Below are 18,372 nucleotides of genomic sequence, written 5' to 3'. Positions count from 1 at the left end.
GCCGTTTGCTGATAAGAAATACACGTCTAAACGTGGGCGGGAGAAGAATGATATTAAGAAGCCTATTTTATATGCGAGTGTGCTTTCGTAACAGATGGCTAATATAAAATAATATATAAGGGTACAAACAAAAACACCCTTTTAAAAAGGGTGTTTAGAATAAGCTTTTAGGCGATTAGATTAAGAAATCGTCTAAAGATTTACCTGCGTCAATAGCAACTTTGATCACGGCTGGAGTACGGCCTTGGCCTGTCCAAGTTTTAGTTTCGCCGTTTTCATCAACATATTTATATTTAGCAGGGCGTGCAGCACGCTTAGCACGAGTACTTGTTGTTTTGCCTGAATCCATTGTTTGCAGAAGGTCGTTTAAATCTACGCCTTGCTCAAGGATCATTTCACGAACTTTTTCTAACTTACGGTTACGTTCTTCTAATTCAGCACGTGCTTGGCTTTCTTCATCACGGCGCTCTTCAACAACGACCGTTAATTTTTCCAGCATTTCTTCTAAAGATTCTAAAGTAACTTCGCGAGCTTGAGCACGAAGAGTACGGATGTTATTTAACGCTTTTAATGATTCGCTCATTTTCCTGGTCTCAAATTATTTGTTGGCATGTGTACAGTAATAATAGAGTGCTATTTTAAATTCTGCAATAGCTAAATTACTTCCCTAGTTTAAAAGTAATCTTTAACGAATGCAATTTTTTTACTAAAGAAATATAAACTTTTGGTAGATATATATACCACTATTATCAATAACTGAACTAATGAAAAAAATAGCAATATGGAAAAGCTTAACAAACTTAATATTCTTCAAAACGAGTAAAAGGTCTTTTTTTACATTAACTCAGAATAATTGGGGTAGAGATTAACTTAAATTTTCATTTTTTGATGAGAAAATTTACTGTAATGTGCTTTAGTCAGGCTGTTTATTGTTAATATAAAATTAGCTTTTATTGCATATAAGGTAATCATTATAAGTATAAAACACAGATATGTTTACGTAAAAAAAGTTAAACTTTCAATAAGTAAAGTAAGTGTGAGTGGTTATAGTTAATCCAAGAACATGTTTTATGGTAAAATATTTTGGATATTATTTTTGAGGAAACTGCCAGATGGCTCAGCTTTATTTTTATTATTCAGCGATGAATGCAGGGAAATCAACGTCTTTGTTACAGTCATCGTATAACTATAACGAAAGAGGAATGCGGACGTTGATATTCACGGCAGAGATTGATAATCGTTTTGCCCAGGGGAAGGTATCTTCGCGCATTGGTTTATCAGCTGAAGCTTTATTATTCTCACCATTAACCAATATGGCAGAGGTTATTAAGCAAGAAAATAGCGCACAAAAAGTACATTGTGTTCTTATTGATGAGTGTCAATTTTTAACTAAACAACAAGTAGAGCAATTATGCGATATTGTTGATAACAGTGATATCCCTGTTTTATGTTATGGCTTAAGAACAGACTTTGCAGGGCAGTTATTTGAAGGGAGTCAATATTTACTTGCGTGGGCTGATAAGCTTGTTGAGCTTAAAACCGTTTGTTACTGTGGCCGTAAAGCGAATAAAGTATTACGTGTAGGTAGTGATGGTATTCCTGTTTACGAAGGTGCACAGGTTGATATAGGCGGTAATGAGAAGTATATCTCTGTATGTCGTAAGCATTATGCCGATGCGATAGAACAAGCAAAATTAATGGACTTAGGCACTATTCCTAAAAAGGGTATCGATTTTAATTAAGTTTAAAAATAGTCAGTAAGATAAACGATATAGTCCGAAGAGTTTGATGTGTTTGAATGAGTGGCTAAGTGCTTTAGTTCATCTAATATATGATTGTATTTTAATACCATTATATTATCGACAGAGACAATAAAGGCACCGCATTTGCGGTGCCTTTATTATTTAATTACCACTAAGAATTATTTTTTAGATGGTTTTTTTTCAGCAACTTTTTTAGGGGCTGCTTTTTTCTCAACAGCTTTCTTTTCTGTTTTCAGTTCAACAGATGGTGCACCTGCGTGCTCCACAAAATCACGACCATAATAGGAATCCAATAATAACTGTTTAATTTCAGAGATTAATGGATAACGTGGGTTTGCCCCGGTACATTGGTCATCGAAAGCATCTTCAGACAGCTTATCTACACGCGCTAAGAAATCAGCTTCCGCAACACCTGTTTCACGGATGGATTTAGGAATACCTAAGTCAGCTTTAATTTCATCTAACCACGCTAATAACTTCTCAATTTTAACACCCGTACGGTCATCTGGATTTGTTAGACCGAGATGATCTGCAATCTCAGCATATTGACGACGCGCATGAGGACGGTCGTATTGGCTGAATGCAGTTTGTTTGGTTGGGTTATCGTTCGCATTGAAACGGATAACGTTACAGATTAATAGCGCATTTGCCAGACCATGAGGAATATGGAACTCAGAGCCAAGTTTGTGTGCCATTGAGTGACATACACCCAAGAAAGCGTTAGCAAAGGCAATACCCGCTAAGGTTGCACCATTGTGTACACGTTCCCGTGCTACTGGGTTTTTGGCACCTTCATGATAACTCGCTGGCAGATAATCTTTTAATAAGCTTAGTGCTTTTAATGCTTGACCATCGGTAAACTCATTGGCCAATACGGAAACATAAGCTTCTAATGCGTGGGTGACCGCATCTAAACCACCAAAAGCAGTTAATGATTTTGGCATGTTCATGACAAGGTTAGCATCGACAATTGCCATATTTGGCGTTAATGCATAGTCGGCTAATGGGTATTTTTGCCCTGTTTTATCATCGGTCACAACTGCAAATGGTGTGACTTCAGAACCTGTACCTGATGTGGTTGTGATAGCCACTAATTTTGCTTTCACGCCCATTTTAGGGAAACGGTGAATACGTTTACGGATATCCATAAAGCGTAATGCCAGTTCTTCAAAATGCGTTTCAGGGTGCTCGTACATAACCCACATGATTTTCGCCGCATCCATTGGGGAACCGCCACCTAATGCGATAATGACATCAGGTTGGAAAGCTTGCATTTGTGCCGCACCTTTGCGAACAACTGTTAACGTTGGGTCGGCTTCAACTTCAAAGAAAACATCAGTTTCAATATGGTGTTTTTTGAGAACATTAACCACTTCATCCACATAGCCATTATTAAATAAGTAGCCATCGGTGACGATAAATGCACGTTTTGCACCATCAGTCGCAATCTCTTCAAGGGCAATCGGTAAACAGCCACGGCGGAAGTAGATTGAATTTGGAAGTTTATGCCACAACATATTTTCAGCTCTCTTCGCTACAGTTTTGGTATTAATCAAATGTTTAGGACCAACGTTTTCGGAGATGGAGTTACCACCCCAAGAACCGCAGCCGAGCGTGAGAGAAGGGGCTAATTTAAAGTTATACAAGTCACCAATCCCACCTTGTGAAGCAGGGGTGTTGATCAGGATACGTGCTGTTTTCATTTTTTGACCGAAATAATTTACACGTACATGTTCATTATCTTGGTCTGTATATAAGCAAGAGGTGTGGCCAATACCGCCCATTTCAACCAATTGCTCCGCTTTTGCTACCGCATCTTCAAAGTTTTTGCCGCGATACATCGCTAACAGTGGCGATAGTTTTTCATGGGCAAAAGGTTCAGACTCATCAATCAGTTTTACTTCACCAATTAAAATCTTGGTATTTATTGGTACCGTAATGCCTGCCATTTCCGCAATTTTATGCGCAGGTTGCCCCACGATAGCGGCATTTAAGTTACCATTTTTTAAAATAATATCTTGAACGGCTTTGAGTTCTTTACCTTGCAGTAAATAACCGCCATGGTTTGCAAAACGTTCACGTACTTGGTTATAAATTTCATCGACAACAACAACAGACTGCTCAGATGCACAGATAACGCCGTTATCGAAGGTTTTGGACATTAAAATAGAAGCCACTGCGCGTTTAATATCGGCGGTTTCATCGATAACAACTGGGGTATTACCCGCACCCACACCAATGGCTGGTTTACCTGAGCTGTAAGCTGCTTTTACCATACCTGGGCCACCTGTCGCTAAGATCAGGTTAATATCAGGGTGGTGCATTAATGCATTGGATAATTCAACGGATGGGGAATCAATCCAGCCAATAATATCTTTTGGTGCGCCTGCTGCAATAGCGGCATTAAGAACAATTTCCGCTGCACGGTTAGTTGCCACTTTCGCACGTGGGTGCGGAGAGAAAATAATGGCATTACGTGTTTTTAAGCTAATCAGCGATTTAAAAATAGCTGTTGATGTTGGGTTTGTTGTTGGTACGATACCGCAGATAATCCCAATAGGTTCTGCAATCGTAATTGTACCAAATGTTGGGTCTTCAGATAGAACACCGCAGGTCTTTTCGTCTTTATATGCATTATAGATATATTCGGAAGCAAAGTGGTTTTTGATCACTTTATCTTCAATAATACCCATACCAGACTCTTCTACAGCGAGTTTTGCAAGAGGGATACGTGCATCAGCAGCAGCAAGGGCAGCAGCGCGGAAGATTTCATCTACTTTTTCTTGCGAAAAACTAGCGAATTCGCGTTGAGCTTTTTTGACACGAGCAACGAGTTCATTGAGTTCGGTAACGTTAGTTACGGACATATAGATTACTCCTGATAAATGTTAAACTTTTTAAGCCAATGAGCAATGTATCTATAAACAGGGTTAAAAAAGACTGCCTAAAAAAGAAAGTATAGATAATATTAATAATAACGTAGCTCATCATCGCCTATTGGCTTAAAAACCTTGTTAAAACGTGAATTATTGATGAATAGCTTATCAATAACTCGGTCTATCAGTTAAGGATAGATTAACAAAACAGAAATTAAATAAAGTGATCTAAATCACGAAAATAGCAAGCTGACACCTTTCAGCATGGTTGTTTTTGTACTGTTTGAAATAGTGTTGTTGGTGTATTAATTAACTTTCACATAAGTAAGCTAAATGCATCGAGATTGATAATAAAGCTAACAAAAAATGGGGTAAAAAGAGACATCTACAGAAAATAGTGCTTTGCTCAAGGAAATTTGTTACATCAGTGATAAAATTAAAAAAGATATCAATACATCTCTAACCAGAGTTATTTAAGGAATTGAATGAGTGAGTGCTGCATTACTTGACCTATCGGGCTACATTAAGTTTTTCATCGGTCTATTTGCGCTGGTAAACCCTGTGGGTATTTTACCTGTGTTTATCAGTATGACTAATTACCAGAGTAATGCTGGGAGAAATAAAACCAACACCATTGCGAATACTTCAGTTGCTATTATTTTATGTACTTCATTATTGATTGGTGACTCAATCCTACAGTTATTTGGGATCTCAATTGATTCGTTCCGTATTGCTGGGGGGATATTGATTGTTACCATTGCAATGTCAATGATAAGCGGAAAAATTGGTGAAGATAAACAGAATAAACAGGAAAAAACAGAAACAGCTGTTCGTGACAGCATAGGTGTTGTGCCTTTAGCATTGCCGCTAATGGCAGGGCCGGGGGCAATAAGTTCTTGTATTGTCTGGTCTTCAAGATGGCACGGTTGGCAGAATTTTTTAGGTTTAGCCCTCACCAGTATTTTCTTTGCTTTTTGTTGCTGGTTATTGTTTCGCTCCGCCTCATTATTAGTCCGCTATTTAGGGCAAACAGGGATCAACGTTGTCACGAGGATCATGGGATTATTACTGATGTCCCTTGGCATCGAATTTATCGTCACTGGTGTCAAAGCACTTTTCCCCGGTTTACTCTAAGCCATTTCTTTCCAATGCCGCTGTTATGCATTTTTGCAAGTAGCGGCATTGAGATAATTACCACCTTCCCAATACAGCCTCAAAGTATCCAACAGCAGGATATGTCGTAAATTCACTTTTTTTGTCATAAACAATCAGCAATAGAAACAGTCTTATCTGTAATTTAATGTCGCATTTTTTGCTAAATCAGGGATAAAAAGTAAGGAATTGTGAGCTGCGTAAATTTATTCACTATTCTAATTGGTGTTTGTTAATGATATGTTTGGAAGAGTGAAGGGGGAATGTACTGCGCCACACAACGAAGAGTAAAGCATTTTATTGAATTTAAAGGGTTTTATGTTATCTGTGCAAGATTATTTTAAGATTGATATAAAATTTTTAACTAACAAATGTTAATTAGTTGTTTTGATTATTTGTATCTAAAGGATAAATTTGGCTATGTGTGGCTAGCTAAAGGGTTTAATTAATCACAGTGAAGGTTGCTAATCATGAGGGACAAAATGATAAGAACGGCAATAGGTTTGGGAGCTCTGTCATTATTTTTTGCATCATCCTATGTAAGCGCGAATTCAGCTAAGCCAGTACAGTCAATTGTCATTAACAACGGCTCAGAAGTCGCCTCCCTTGACCCCCACAAAGTGGAAGGGGTTCCTGAAAGTAATATCATTTTAAATCTGTTAGAAGGTTTGGTTTATACGGATGTCGATGGAAAAGTGACACCGGGTGTGGCAAAAAGCTGGGAAAACGATAATTACATAACTTGGGTTTTCACACTCAGAGATGATGCAAAATGGAGTGATGGAACGCCTGTCACCGCAGATGATTTTGTGTATAGTTGGCAACGGCTTGCGGATCCCACAACAGGTTCACCTTATTCAAGTTACCTACAAAATGCTTATATTTTAAATGCAGATGAGATCCTTGCAGGTAAAAAGCCTGTCAATGAACTTGGCGTAAAAGCCTTAGACTCCCATCATTTACAAGTCACACTCAGCCACCCAGTGCCTTATTTTGTCGATATGTTATCCCATACCGCCATGAAACCTGTTCACAAACAAACAGTTGAAAAATATGGTGATAAATGGACTCAACCACAAAATTTTGTGGGAAATGGGGCTTATTTACTGGATAAATGGGTGGTTAACGAGCGCATTGTTGTCAAACGTAACCCATTATATTGGAATAACGCGCAGAGCAAGATAGACCAAGCAACGTTCCTCTCGATTTCATCAGAAGTCAGTGATATCAACCGCTATCGCAGTGGTGAAACCGATATCAGCAATTCCGCTATTCCGCCTGCGCTTTATCAAAAAATGAAACAAGAAAGGCCTAATGAGCTATATGTAAGGCCTTATTTATGTACTTTTTATTATGAAATCAATAATAAACGCCCACCCTTTAATGACCCTCGAGTGAGGGAAGCGATTAAGTTAGGGTTAGATAGAGAAACCATTACAAATAAAATCATCAATCAAGGCCAAACAGTGGCTTATGGTTTTACGCCAACGTTTATTAATAATGGAAATTTTGTTCCGCCACAGTGGGCTAGTTTACCTGCTGAGCAGCGTTATCAACGGGCGAAGGCTCTGCTGGCTGAGGCAGGTTACACCAAAGAGAATCCCCTGAAATTTTCGTTGTTATACAACACATCAGATCAAAATAAACAGCAAGCCATTGTTGCGGCGTCTATGTGGCAAAAAAATATTGGCGCTAAAGTTACATTACAAAATCAGGAATGGAAAACGTCCTTACAAAGTCGCCATGAGGGGCAATACGACGTTGCAAGGGCAACTTGGTGTGCCGATTACAATGAACCAACGGCATTTTTAAATATGATGCTAACGGGTAATAGCAATAACACAGGTTTCTATTCAAACACTGCGTTTGATGCATTACTTGCACAAGCATTAACTGCGCCAAATGAACAAGCGCGTCATCAGATTTATCAACAAGCTGAAGCCTTGCTAGACAAGGACTCTGCGTTAGTTCCTGTCTATTATCGCGTCAGCGCTCGTATGGTAAAACCCACCGTTGGTGGATTTAAAGGTAAAGACCCCCTTGATTATACGGATATTAAGCGGTTATATATAAGTGAACCTAATAAATAATATCCAAATAATTATAAAAAGTGTTTATCTCAAAGATAAACCTGCATCAACACACAATCATAATAAATATGTATGGGAGTAACCGATAAGATGAGTAAATTAATCAATAAATCGATTATTGCACTTAGCGTGACAGCTGGGTTAGCGATGGGGTCAATAGCAACCAGTTTTGCTGCGACGGTTCCAGCAGGTGTTGAACTTGCTGAAAAACAAGTAATGGTGAGAAATAACGGCTCAGAACCACAATCTTTAGATCCACACAAAATTGAAGGGGTACCTGAATCTGCTTTAGCAAGGGATCTATTTGAAGGTATTACTATTGTTGGCCCAGACGGGGAAATTTTACCTGGCTCAGCAACCAGCTGGGAAAACAAAGATTTTACCGAATGGACCTTTAAAATTCGAGATGGCGCAAAATGGTCAAATGGTGACCCTGTCACGGCAGAAGATTTCGTTTACAGCTGGCAGCGCTTAGCGGACCCCGATACCGCATCGCCATATGCAAGTTATTTGCAGTATGCGCATATCAAAAATGTTGATGACATTATTGCTGGCAAGAAAAAACCAGAAGAGCTTGGCGTTAAAGCCCTTGATGACAAAACATTAGTGATTTCTCTCAGCGAAGCTGTGCCTTATATTCCTAAATTATTAGCGCACTCATCCATGTCGCCAGTGAACAAAAAAGTGATTGAAAAAAATGGTGCGAAATGGACACAACCACAAAACTTTGTTGGTAATGGTGCGTATAAACTGAAAGATTGGACGGTTAACGAGCGTATTGTACTAGAGCGTAGCCCAACTTATTGGGACAATGCGAATACCGTTATTGACCAAGTGACTTTCCTGCCAATTTCCTCTGAAGTGACTGATGTAAACCGCTATCGAAGTGGTGAAATTGATATGACGTACAGTAACTTACCGATTGAGCAATTTAAAAGCTTACAACAAAATATGCCCAATGAGCTACGCGTAAGTCCTTATCTGTGTATTTACTACTATGAAATTAATAATGAAAAACCGCCATTTAACGACCCGCGAGTTCGTGAAGCGTTAAAACTGTCGATGGACAGAGACACAATTACCTATAAAGTGAAAGCGCAGGGGGATATCCCCGCTTATGGCTTTACTCCACCATTCACCAGCGGTATGAAAACTGAGAAACCAGATTGGTATGCCAATATGACTCAGGAACAGCGCAATGAAAAAGCCAAACAACTGTTAGAAGAAGCGGGTTATAATAAAGCAAACCCATTAAAATTCAACTTGTTATATAACACGTCAGACTTACATAAACGTATTGCGATTGCTGCGTCTTCTATGTGGAAGAAAAACATTGGCGCAGACGTTAAACTCGAAAACCAAGAGTGGAAAACATTCTTGGATAGCCGACATCAAGGTAACTATGATGTTGCCCGTGCAGGATGGTGCGCAGATTATAACGAACCTTCTTCATTCCTGAACATGCTGCTTTCTTACAGCAGTAATAATACCGTTCACTATAAAAACACGGACTTTGACGCTGTAATGAAGAAAACATTACAGGTGAAAACGGACGAAGAACGTGCAGCTTTATATCAACAAGCTGAAAAATTACTCGATAAAGACTCAGGAATTGTTCCGCTTTACTACTACGTTAATACCCGCTTGGTGAAACCGTATGTGGGTGGTTATAGCGGTAAAGACCCATTAGATAACTTACATACTAAAGATTTGTATATTATCAAACACTAATAACAATGCTCTGGCTCCGAAAGGGGCCAGATATTAGCCTAATGGGCAATAGAAGTAGGAACGAGCAATGCTGAAATTCATTTTGCGTCGGGTGCTTGAGGCGATCCCGACTCTTTTAATTCTCATTACCATCTCATTTTTTATGATGCGCTTAGCGCCGGGTAGCCCGTTTACCGGTGAACGTAAGCTACCACCTGAGGTCATGGCAAATATTGAAGCCAAATACCATTTAAATGACCCAATGTATAAGCAGTACTTCAACTACCTTATTCAACTCTCCCAAGGTGATTTTGGGCCTTCATTTAAGTATAAAGACTATAGCGTCAATGACTTAGTGGCGAAAGCGTTCCCAGTTTCCGCAAAACTAGGGGCAACTGCCTTTGTGGTCGCCGTATTATTTGGTGTCACGGCAGGGGTCATCGCTGCCCTTAATCAAAATACAAAATGGGACTTTACAGTCATGGGGTTTGCCATGACGGGGGTTGTCATCCCAAGCTTTGTTGTGGCACCACTTTTGGTGCTGATCTTTGCCATTCATTTGAAATGGCTCCCCGGTGGTGGCTGGGATGGCGGTAATTTGAAACACATGATCTTGCCAATGGTGGCACTATCATTAGCTTATATCGCCAGTATCTCCCGTATTACTCGCGGCTCAATGATAGAAATTATGCATTCAAACTTTATCCGTACTGCACGTGCTAAGGGTTTACCGCTAAGAACTATCATTCTACGCCATGCATTAAAACCAGCGTTGCTCCCAGTGCTTTCCTATATGGGGCCTGCATTTGTGGGGATTATTACTGGTTCGATGGTAATTGAAACCATTTTTGGTTTACCAGGAATTGGCCAGCTATTCGTTAATGGCGCGCTTAACCGTGATTATTCCTTGGTGCTGAGCTTAACCATTTTAGTTGGGATATTAACCATTACATTTAATGCTATTGTCGATGTGCTGTATGCCGTCATCGACCCGAAAATTCGCTATTAATTGGAGAACCGCTATGATTTCGAATCAAAAAAATAGTGACGCTCTGGCGAATTTTTCAGAGCAATTGGATATTGAAGGGCGCAGTTTATGGCAAGATGCACGTCGCCGTTTTATGCATAACCGCGCCGCGATTTTTAGCCTATGTGTATTGTTTTTAATCACGTTATTTGTCATTTTTGCGCCGATGCTATCACCATTTTTATATGACGATACCGATTGGGAGATGATGTCTATGCCGCCAGATATGGCGACAGGTCATTATTTTGGTACCGATGCCTCAGGGCGTGACTTGTTAGTGCGTGTCGCAATTGGTGGACGCATCTCGCTGATGGTCGGTGTTGCCGCTGCGCTGGTGGCAGTAGTGGTTGGGACGTTATATGGCTCACTGGCAGGTTATGTGGGTGGTAAAGTTGACTCAATCATGATGCGTTTATTGGAAATTCTAAATTCATTTCCATTTATGTTCTTCGTTATCCTCTTAGTAACCTTATTTGGCACCAATATCTTATTGATTTTCGTCGCAATTGGCATGGTCTCTTGGCTCGATATGGCGCGTATTGTACGTGGTCAAACACTGGGGTTAAAACGTAAAGAGTTTATTGAAGCGGCATTAGTTTGCGGTGTCAGCACTCGGCATATTATTTTACGCCATATCGTGCCAAACGTATTGGGTGTGGTGGTGGTGTATGCATCGTTATTAGTACCAAGCATGATCCTGTTTGAATCATTCCTGAGTTTTTTGGGGTTGGGTACACAAGAGCCACTTAGTAGCTGGGGTGCTTTACTCAGCGATGGGGCAAACTCAATGGAAGTGACACCTTGGTTATTATTGATTCCAGCTGGTTTTCTGGTTATCACGTTGTTTTGTTTTAACTTTATCGGCGATGGCTTACGTGATGCCCTCGACCCGAAAGACCGTTAGAGGGAAATGTTATGTCAATAAATTCAACCAAAAGCCCTCTATTATCGGTTAAAGATTTGAGTGTAACTTTCTCCACTCAAGATGGCGATGTTACGGCGGTTAATAAACTTAATTTTGACTTACGAGCAGGCGAAACCTTGGGGATTGTCGGGGAGTCGGGTTCAGGGAAGTCGCAAACCGCGTTTGCGTTAATGGGGCTCCTTGCAAAAAATGGCCGAATTAATGGCTCAGCGATGTTTAATGGTCGTGAAATTCTTAATTTGAAAGAAAAAGAATTAAATCGGATGCGAGCGGAAGAAATTTCGATGATCTTCCAAGACCCAATGACGTCATTAAATCCCTATTTAAAAATTGGTACGCAACTATCTGAAGTGTTGATGCTTCACAAGGGTATGGGGAAAAGTGAAGCATTCGAAGCCTCAGTGAAAATGTTGGATGCAGTCAAAATGCCAGAAGCGCGTAAGCGCATGAATATGTATCCCCATGAATTTTCAGGTGGAATGCGTCAACGGGTGATGATTGCTATGGCACTACTGTGCCAACCAAAATTACTGATTGCGGATGAACCCACAACGGCGTTAGATGTGACAGTACAAGCGCAAATCATGACGTTGCTGAATGAACTGAAAGATGAGTTTGATACGGCGATTATTTTGATCACCCATGACCTAGGTGTCGTGGCGGGTGTTTGTGACAAAGTGTTGGTGATGTATGCGGGACGTACCATGGAATATGGCACTGCAAAAGATATCTTTTATCAACCATCCCACCCGTATTCTCTGGGTTTGTTAGCGGCGGTTCCGCGGCTTGATGGGGATGATGAAAGCCTTGCAACTATACCGGGCAATCCACCAAATTTATTAAGATTACCAAAAGGTTGCCCATTTTCACCGCGTTGCCAATATGCAACCCAACAATGTGTAGAGAGTGAACCTACCTTATCTTCTTTTGCACAAACCCGTCTGCGTGCCTGCTTTAAGCCTATGGAGGAATTAGTATGACCACTCATGAAAATAGGCCTGTCTTATTGGAAGTGAATGACTTAAAAGTGCATTTTTCCATTAGGGATAAAAAGCAGTGGTTTTGGCAACCCGATAAAAGTTTAAAAGCGGTAGATGGTGTTACACTTCGGTTATATGAAGGGGAAACCTTGGGTGTTGTTGGGGAGTCTGGCTGTGGTAAATCCACCTTTGCTCGTGCATTAATCGGTTTAGTCAAAGCAACGGATGGTACGGTCAGCTGGTTAGGCCAAAATCTATTAGGTAAAAGCGATAAAGAATGGCGCAGTGTGCGCAGCGATATCCAAATGATTTTCCAAGATCCATTGGCATCTCTGAACCCGAGAATGACCATTGGTGACATTATTGCTGAACCGTTAAAAACCTATCACCCAAAAATGCCACAATCGCAAATCACCGAAAAAGTGAAAGCGATGATGATGCGAGTGGGGCTATTACCGAACTTAATTAACCGCTATCCCCATGAGTTTTCTGGGGGGCAGTGCCAGCGAATTGGTATTGCTAGGGCGTTGATATTAGAGCCAAAACTGGTTATTTGTGATGAGCCAGTTTCTGCACTGGACGTATCCATTCAGGCGCAAGTCGTGAATTTACTACAAGAATTACAGCGGGAAATGAAATTATCGCTGATATTTATTGCCCATGACTTAGCAGTGGTTAAGCACATTTCGGACCGAGTATTAGTGATGTATTTGGGGCATGCTGTGGAATTAGGTACCTATGATGAGGTCTATAATAACCCGTTGCACCCGTACACTCGCGCGCTCATGTCAGCTGTTCCTGTGCCAGATCCTGACAAGGAAAAAAATAAAACCATTGAATTACTGGAGGGGGAATTGCCATCACCGATTAACCCGCCTTCAGGTTGTGTTTTCAGAACTCGTTGCCCATTGGCAGATGAAGGGTGTGCAAAAACTCGCCCACTATTAGAGGGCAGTTTTAAACATGCGGTATCTTGTTTAAAAATCGATCCACTATAATGCTTTTAAAGCACAATTAACGTAAAAAGCAGGGTCAATTGGCTCTGCTTTTTTGTTATTAATCTTAAAAATAACGTTTTTAGTCATGTTCAGATAATTGTTAATGAATAATGGATATAAAATATGTTAATAAATTAGTTATTCATATAAATAAGGGCTTAAAAATCAATGGCGACTGATTTTTCACAGGATGAAGAGGCGATTTTACGCCAATGGCTGCAGATTAATGAGCAGTATCCGAACGACGTATTAACGCGAATTCGAGAAAAAATTCCACTGGTTAAACAAGTGGATAGCGAGTTAGACCTATTTGGTGCAGATAGCCATGAATACGAATTAAACCCTGTCATTGCCTTAGCCGATATTGAAAAATGGGAAAAACGAACAGGGGCTACATTACCGCAAGATTTTGTGCAGTTTTTAACACAAATTGGTAATGGGGGGTTAGGGCCTTACTACGGCATTGTTCGTTTTGAAGACAGTGAAAGTCGTTTTGATCAAACGGCAGCATTACCTTCTATTCTAAGCCCTGATATGAGCGAAGAGGAATGGCAAAAACTGACTTTCCTCGATGATGATTGCAGTGATGAAGAATTCGATGAAAGAGAAAATTATATTTACCAAGGCATTTTTTACCTTGGAACCTGTGGGTGTGAATATGATTTATTATTAGTGATTACTGGGGAATATGCAGGGCGGATTATTTATACAAACCATTGGTGTGGTTCTAATCAGCCTTTCTTCTTTTCTTACGAATTGAGTTTTTCACAATGGTATGAACGTTGGTTAGATGAAGTTATTCAAGGCTATGAAACCAGTTGGTTTGGTCACAGAATTGGCGGTGATGAGCAAACATTATTTGATTTATACAACCAAATGGATTGTTCGGAACTAAGATGTCAGGCATTGTCAGGGTTGACTAAGCTTAAGCTTTTATCTGATAAAGGCTTGACGTTTTTGACCAAAATTATTAATGAAAAACAAGGGGACGAGTCAAGGCTGGCTTTGAAAATTTTAGCGCAGTATGCACCTAACATTGCCTCCTCATACCTTATGTCTGCGTTAAAAAGTGCTGACCGTTCATGGCAAAATTTAGCGATTAGCACTATCTATTTTAATCAAAAAGAAAACCTAGCCGATTACAAAGATAATGTCCTGCAGCTAATCAAAAATGTGGAAGATGCTGATTTTATTCGCTTTGCAGGGTATATACTTAAAGACTTAGCAGCCACGCAAGCGGAAGATTTTGCTCATTTATTTGAACATTCAAATCTTGACCTTGCAAGAACGGCTCTTTATGCAGCGAGTTCCGATGTGAATGTTAAGGAAAAATCTGCACTTTTTTACCCAAGCATTACGTCAGATGATGGTGACATGGCTTGTCTAGCCATTCGAACACTAGTTGAACTTAATACTGTAATACCTGATGTTATTCCTCTATTAGAATGCGCATGGGAAAAATTTCCAAAAGAGAAAAATGAATATGTCAGAACCAATATTCAGAATTATTTGCGAAAATTTTCAGTGACAGGCAACTTTCCTAAAGAAGATTAAGTTGTGAAGAAGAGGGGCGAATGCCCCTCAACTGCATGTTATTTTTTCCAGAGGATATGCTGAAAAGGTTTTGTAGGATGACGGCTAATTAAGACACGAGCAAAAATATCGTCGAGTTCGTCATCGGGAGTTTTCGCTAACCCAATAATCACTTCACTGAACTGTGATAAATTAGCTTCATTCGCCAGAATACCCTGCCAACTATCTGTTAAATCAACAATTTCAGCTGCACCTGAGTCTTCAAACTGTAAGGCAAAAATCAGTTGATCAGCAGGCTCTAGGTTATCCATTGCACCATCGAGGAAAAGGTCATAAGCCATTTCAATGATATCGTCTTCATCGATTAAATGTGTATTGTGTGTCTCAGTCATGACCTTTCCTAATTCATTTACGCTATAACAGTGGGCTAAAGAAATAACAAACGCGCTCAACCACACGGTTCCAGAATGGGCGCTGTTCCCATTCTTCAATTTCTAAACGTGTCGAGCGAGCCATATAATCATACTGAACTAACGTCAGATCGCTACCAAAACTTTTATCATCAATAACGACAGTGATTTCAAAGTTGAGCCATAAACTGCGCATATCGAGGTTAACAGAGCCCACTAAACTGAGTTCGCCATCTACCAAAACGCTTTTGGTGTGCAATAAGCCATCTTCAAATTGATAAATTTTTACACCCGCTTCGAGTAATTCACTGTAAAATGAACGGCTTGCCCAACGGACGAGGAACGAATCGTTCTGCCTTGGCATGATAATACTGACATCCACACCACGCATCGCAGCCGTACAAATTGCGTGCAGTAAATCATCGCTAGGGACAAAATAAGGTGTCGTCATGATTAACTGCTTGCGAGCAGAAAACATGGCGGTCATCAGCGATTGTTGTATGAGCTCATCAGGGAAACCGGGCCCTGAAGCGATAGTTTGAGTGGTGTGCCCATTGGCTTGCTCAAACGGCATAATATTGCTATCAGGAGGTGGCGGCAAAATACGTTGGCCTGTTTCCATTTCCCAGTCAAAGGCATATACAATCCCTAACGTGGTACTCACTGGGCCTTCCATGCGCACTAAAATATCAATCCACTCACCAACACCTGAGTCCTGTTTAAAATAGCGGGGGTCGACCATATTCATACTTCCAGTGTATGAAATATAGTTATCGATAATGACAATTTTACGGTGTTGACGTAAATCCATGCGACGTAAGAAGAAACGCATTAAATTGACTTTTAAAGATTCGACAAATTCAATACCGGCAGCACGCATTTTAGCGGGGTAATCACTGCGGAAAAAGTGCCAACTTCCCGCGGAGTCAACCATAATACGGCACTTAACACCGCGCTTCGCTGCATTTAACAGGGCTTCAGTCACGCCATCGACTAACCCTCCAGGTTGCCAAATATAGAACACCATTTCGATAGAATGCTGAGCATTATTAATGTCATTGACAATGGCTTTTAATGAATCTTCGCAAGTGGTTAATAGCTGAATGCGATTCCCTTTAACCCCTGCAATACCTTGGCGTTTTTCAATAAGTTGAAAAAGTGGCTCTGCGACAGAACTGTTTTCATTTGCAAAAATATGTTTTGAATGGCGTAGGTTTTCGAGCCATGTGGCGACAGAGGGCCACATATGGTGGGCTTTATCAACGCGGCGTTTGCCTAAATGAAGTTCACCGAAAGCGACATAGGCAATGATCCCAACTAAAGGAAGGATATAAATAATTAGCAACCATGTCATTGCTGAGGTAACAGGCCTTCTTTTTACTAAAATGCGTACAGTAATTGCGGCAATAAGTAGCCAGTAAAGGAAAAAAAGAAGCCAACTCATAAGGGTATAGACGGTTGCCATAATGGATTACATGCCTCTCGCTAATAGGGGAATATCATCAAAAAAAGAAGTTTTACCTGAAAAAACAGTTAGCAACATATTAACTTAATAGAATTTAGCAAAATTTTGCAGTAAAAGCTTTGTGTAATAGACAATTCATAAGGAAATAATAGTTTCGTTCATTAATAGTTAATAATTGATATTAATATCGATTCAGAAATGGCGTGCTAAAAGTTCTACTTGGCACTTTTTTTCAAAGGAATATAATATTTTTTTTACAGTGTTTTTTTCATAAAAAAAGGGCAGGAAAATGAGACGCAGTAGGCACGAAGTCGGTCGTTGGAGAATGTTGAGGCAAGTGCAACGTCGTCGCCGACGCTGGCTGGAAGGGCATTCAAGACGCAACATGCACATTTATGCGATGCGCAAAATCGACATTTATCGCCGTAGACACTCACTGCTTTTTACTCAATGGGTTGAGTAGGGTTATTAAGGTGCACATTCACATTTTTCACTTTGTATGACAAACCTTATTGAATATGATTGCTATTTGCATTTAAACTAGCGACTATATTCTTTTAGGTAGACAGGTGTAGGGTAGAAATTGCATATGCGTTGGATCCGTTGGAGTTTAATAATCGTCATTTCGTTATCTATTCATGCAGGCCTTGCGATGGCATGGATTTTTAATCAACCTCATTTGGCGAGGGATCCTGAGCCAATGACGATTGCGATGGTTGCTTTTGCTGCTCCTGAACCTGCGTCAGAGCCTGTTCAGGAAGTTGAAACGCCTGTCGAACCTGAGCCAGAACCGATTATCGAACCTGAACCCGAACCTGTGGTTGAACCGGCAATTGTATTACCGAAGAAAAAACCTGAAGTGAAGAAAAAGCCAAAACCAAAACAGGAAGAGAAGAAAAAAATTAAAGAAGATGTGAAGCCAGTTGAAAAACAACTTGCGATGAATAACATCAAATCAGATGCAACGGCTCAGAAAACCAACAATAACCCCGTCACGACAGCGAAAAATACCGGGGCGAGCAATAGTCAATCTACCGCGAAAAGTGGCCCAAGGGCATTACATAAACAAGCACCAGTCTATCCTGAACGTGCACGTCGTTTAGGGAAAGAAGGTTATGTTAAAGTGCGTTATGATATTGATGATGGCGGCCGTGTGACGAATATCGAATTTGTTGAAGTGTCTCCTAAAGGCTTGTTTGAGCGGGATGTTAAACGTGCAATGAACCGTTGGACATTCGAAAAACAACCTGCAAAAGGTTATGTCACGGAAATTTACTTCAAACTTGATGGTACGGTTAGCCAAGTGTAACTCACTACTTGATACAATAAAAAAGCACCTTATAACAGGTGCTTTTTTAATTTCAGGGTGACCCGTCCTGAATAAGGTTGACACTTTTTCAATTTAAAATTGGAGAGTGCAATGAAACCAATCACTAAACGAAC

At 40.2% G+C, this 18,372-nt stretch carries 15 protein-coding genes; 11 read left to right on the top strand and 4 right to left on the bottom strand.

What is annotated here, in order from left to right:
* Positions 1–175 precede the first annotated feature (175 nt).
* A complete protein-coding gene (hns, locus tag AC4IFO_RS19220) occupies positions 176–583 on the bottom strand; it encodes a histone-like nucleoid-structuring protein H-NS (protein ID WP_490736838.1) in 408 nt (135 codons plus the stop codon).
* A 529-nt stretch (positions 584–1,112) separates the two neighbouring features.
* Here hns and AC4IFO_RS19215 point away from each other — a divergent pair.
* Positions 1,113–1,742 carry a thymidine kinase gene (locus tag AC4IFO_RS19215; protein ID WP_490736836.1) on the top strand — a complete coding sequence of 210 codons (630 nt, stop codon included), beginning with the start codon at positions 1,113–1,115 and terminating at the stop codon, positions 1,740–1,742.
* A 179-nt stretch (positions 1,743–1,921) separates the two neighbouring features.
* Here AC4IFO_RS19215 and adhE read toward each other — a convergent pair whose 3' ends face one another.
* Positions 1,922–4,630: a bifunctional acetaldehyde-CoA/alcohol dehydrogenase gene (adhE, locus tag AC4IFO_RS19210; protein WP_490736834.1), complete on the bottom strand. Its 2,709-nt coding sequence runs from the start codon at positions 4,628–4,630 to the stop codon at positions 1,922–1,924.
* A gap of 498 nt (positions 4,631–5,128) precedes the next feature.
* Between adhE and AC4IFO_RS19205 the strand changes: the two genes are divergently transcribed.
* From AC4IFO_RS19205 to AC4IFO_RS19170, 8 genes are all read left to right on the top strand, one after another.
* The gene (locus tag AC4IFO_RS19205) at positions 5,129–5,773 is read left to right on the top strand and encodes a YchE family NAAT transporter (RefSeq protein WP_206086132.1); all 645 of its coding nucleotides are present in this window, start codon (positions 5,129–5,131) and stop codon (positions 5,771–5,773) included.
* 500 nt (positions 5,774–6,273) lie between these two features.
* Positions 6,274–7,881 (top strand): ABC transporter substrate-binding protein, encoded by a 1,608-nt coding sequence (locus tag AC4IFO_RS19200; RefSeq protein ID WP_490736832.1) that lies wholly within the window; start codon positions 6,274–6,276, stop codon positions 7,879–7,881.
* 90 nt (positions 7,882–7,971) lie between these two features.
* Positions 7,972–9,612, top strand: coding sequence for an oligopeptide ABC transporter substrate-binding protein OppA (gene oppA, locus AC4IFO_RS19195; protein ID WP_490736830.1), 1,641 nt, complete (start codon positions 7,972–7,974; stop codon positions 9,610–9,612).
* Positions 9,613–9,679: 67 nt separating this feature from the next.
* A complete protein-coding gene (gene oppB, locus AC4IFO_RS19190; RefSeq protein WP_219247737.1) occupies positions 9,680–10,600 on the top strand; it encodes an oligopeptide ABC transporter permease OppB in 921 nt (306 codons plus the stop codon).
* A gap of 13 nt (positions 10,601–10,613) precedes the next feature.
* Entirely contained in the window at positions 10,614–11,522 is a 909-nt protein-coding gene (gene oppC, locus AC4IFO_RS19185; protein ID WP_490736827.1) for an oligopeptide ABC transporter permease OppC, read from the top strand.
* Positions 11,523–11,533: 11 nt separating this feature from the next.
* Positions 11,534–12,523 (top strand): ABC transporter ATP-binding protein, encoded by a 990-nt coding sequence (locus AC4IFO_RS19180; RefSeq protein ID WP_490736825.1) that lies wholly within the window; start codon positions 11,534–11,536, stop codon positions 12,521–12,523.
* Positions 12,520–13,521 carry a murein tripeptide/oligopeptide ABC transporter ATP binding protein OppF gene (oppF, locus tag AC4IFO_RS19175; protein WP_219247739.1) on the top strand — a complete coding sequence of 334 codons (1,002 nt, stop codon included), beginning with the start codon at positions 12,520–12,522 and terminating at the stop codon, positions 13,519–13,521. The genes AC4IFO_RS19180 and oppF overlap by 4 nt, the downstream gene beginning before the upstream one ends.
* A gap of 168 nt (positions 13,522–13,689) precedes the next feature.
* On the top strand, positions 13,690–15,075 hold the full coding sequence (locus tag AC4IFO_RS19170) for an SMI1/KNR4 family protein (RefSeq protein ID WP_490736823.1): 1,386 nt from the start codon (positions 13,690–13,692) through the stop codon (positions 15,073–15,075).
* 38 nt (positions 15,076–15,113) lie between these two features.
* Here AC4IFO_RS19170 and AC4IFO_RS19165 read toward each other — a convergent pair whose 3' ends face one another.
* Both AC4IFO_RS19165 and cls read right to left on the bottom strand, forming a co-directional pair.
* Positions 15,114–15,446, bottom strand: a complete 333-nt coding sequence (locus tag AC4IFO_RS19165) for an HI1450 family dsDNA-mimic protein (protein ID WP_490736821.1) — start codon at positions 15,444–15,446, stop codon at positions 15,114–15,116.
* Positions 15,447–15,468: 22 nt separating this feature from the next.
* A complete protein-coding gene (cls, locus tag AC4IFO_RS19160; protein WP_349424563.1) occupies positions 15,469–16,929 on the bottom strand; it encodes a cardiolipin synthase in 1,461 nt (486 codons plus the stop codon).
* A 289-nt stretch (positions 16,930–17,218) separates the two neighbouring features.
* Between cls and AC4IFO_RS19155 the strand changes: the two genes are divergently transcribed.
* On the top strand, positions 17,219–17,392 hold the full coding sequence (locus AC4IFO_RS19155; RefSeq protein ID WP_206086122.1) for a YciY family protein: 174 nt from the start codon (positions 17,219–17,221) through the stop codon (positions 17,390–17,392).
* Between the two features lie 126 nt (positions 17,393–17,518).
* Positions 17,519–18,238, top strand: a complete 720-nt coding sequence (locus AC4IFO_RS19150) for a TonB family protein (protein WP_490736819.1) — start codon at positions 17,519–17,521, stop codon at positions 18,236–18,238.
* Positions 18,239–18,372: the final 134 nt, after the last annotated feature.

The organism is Providencia sp. UF-224 (genome assembly GCF_058245955.1).
The sequence above is the reverse complement of the archived record's forward strand: the minus strand, read 5'-3'. Positions and strand labels throughout refer to the sequence as shown.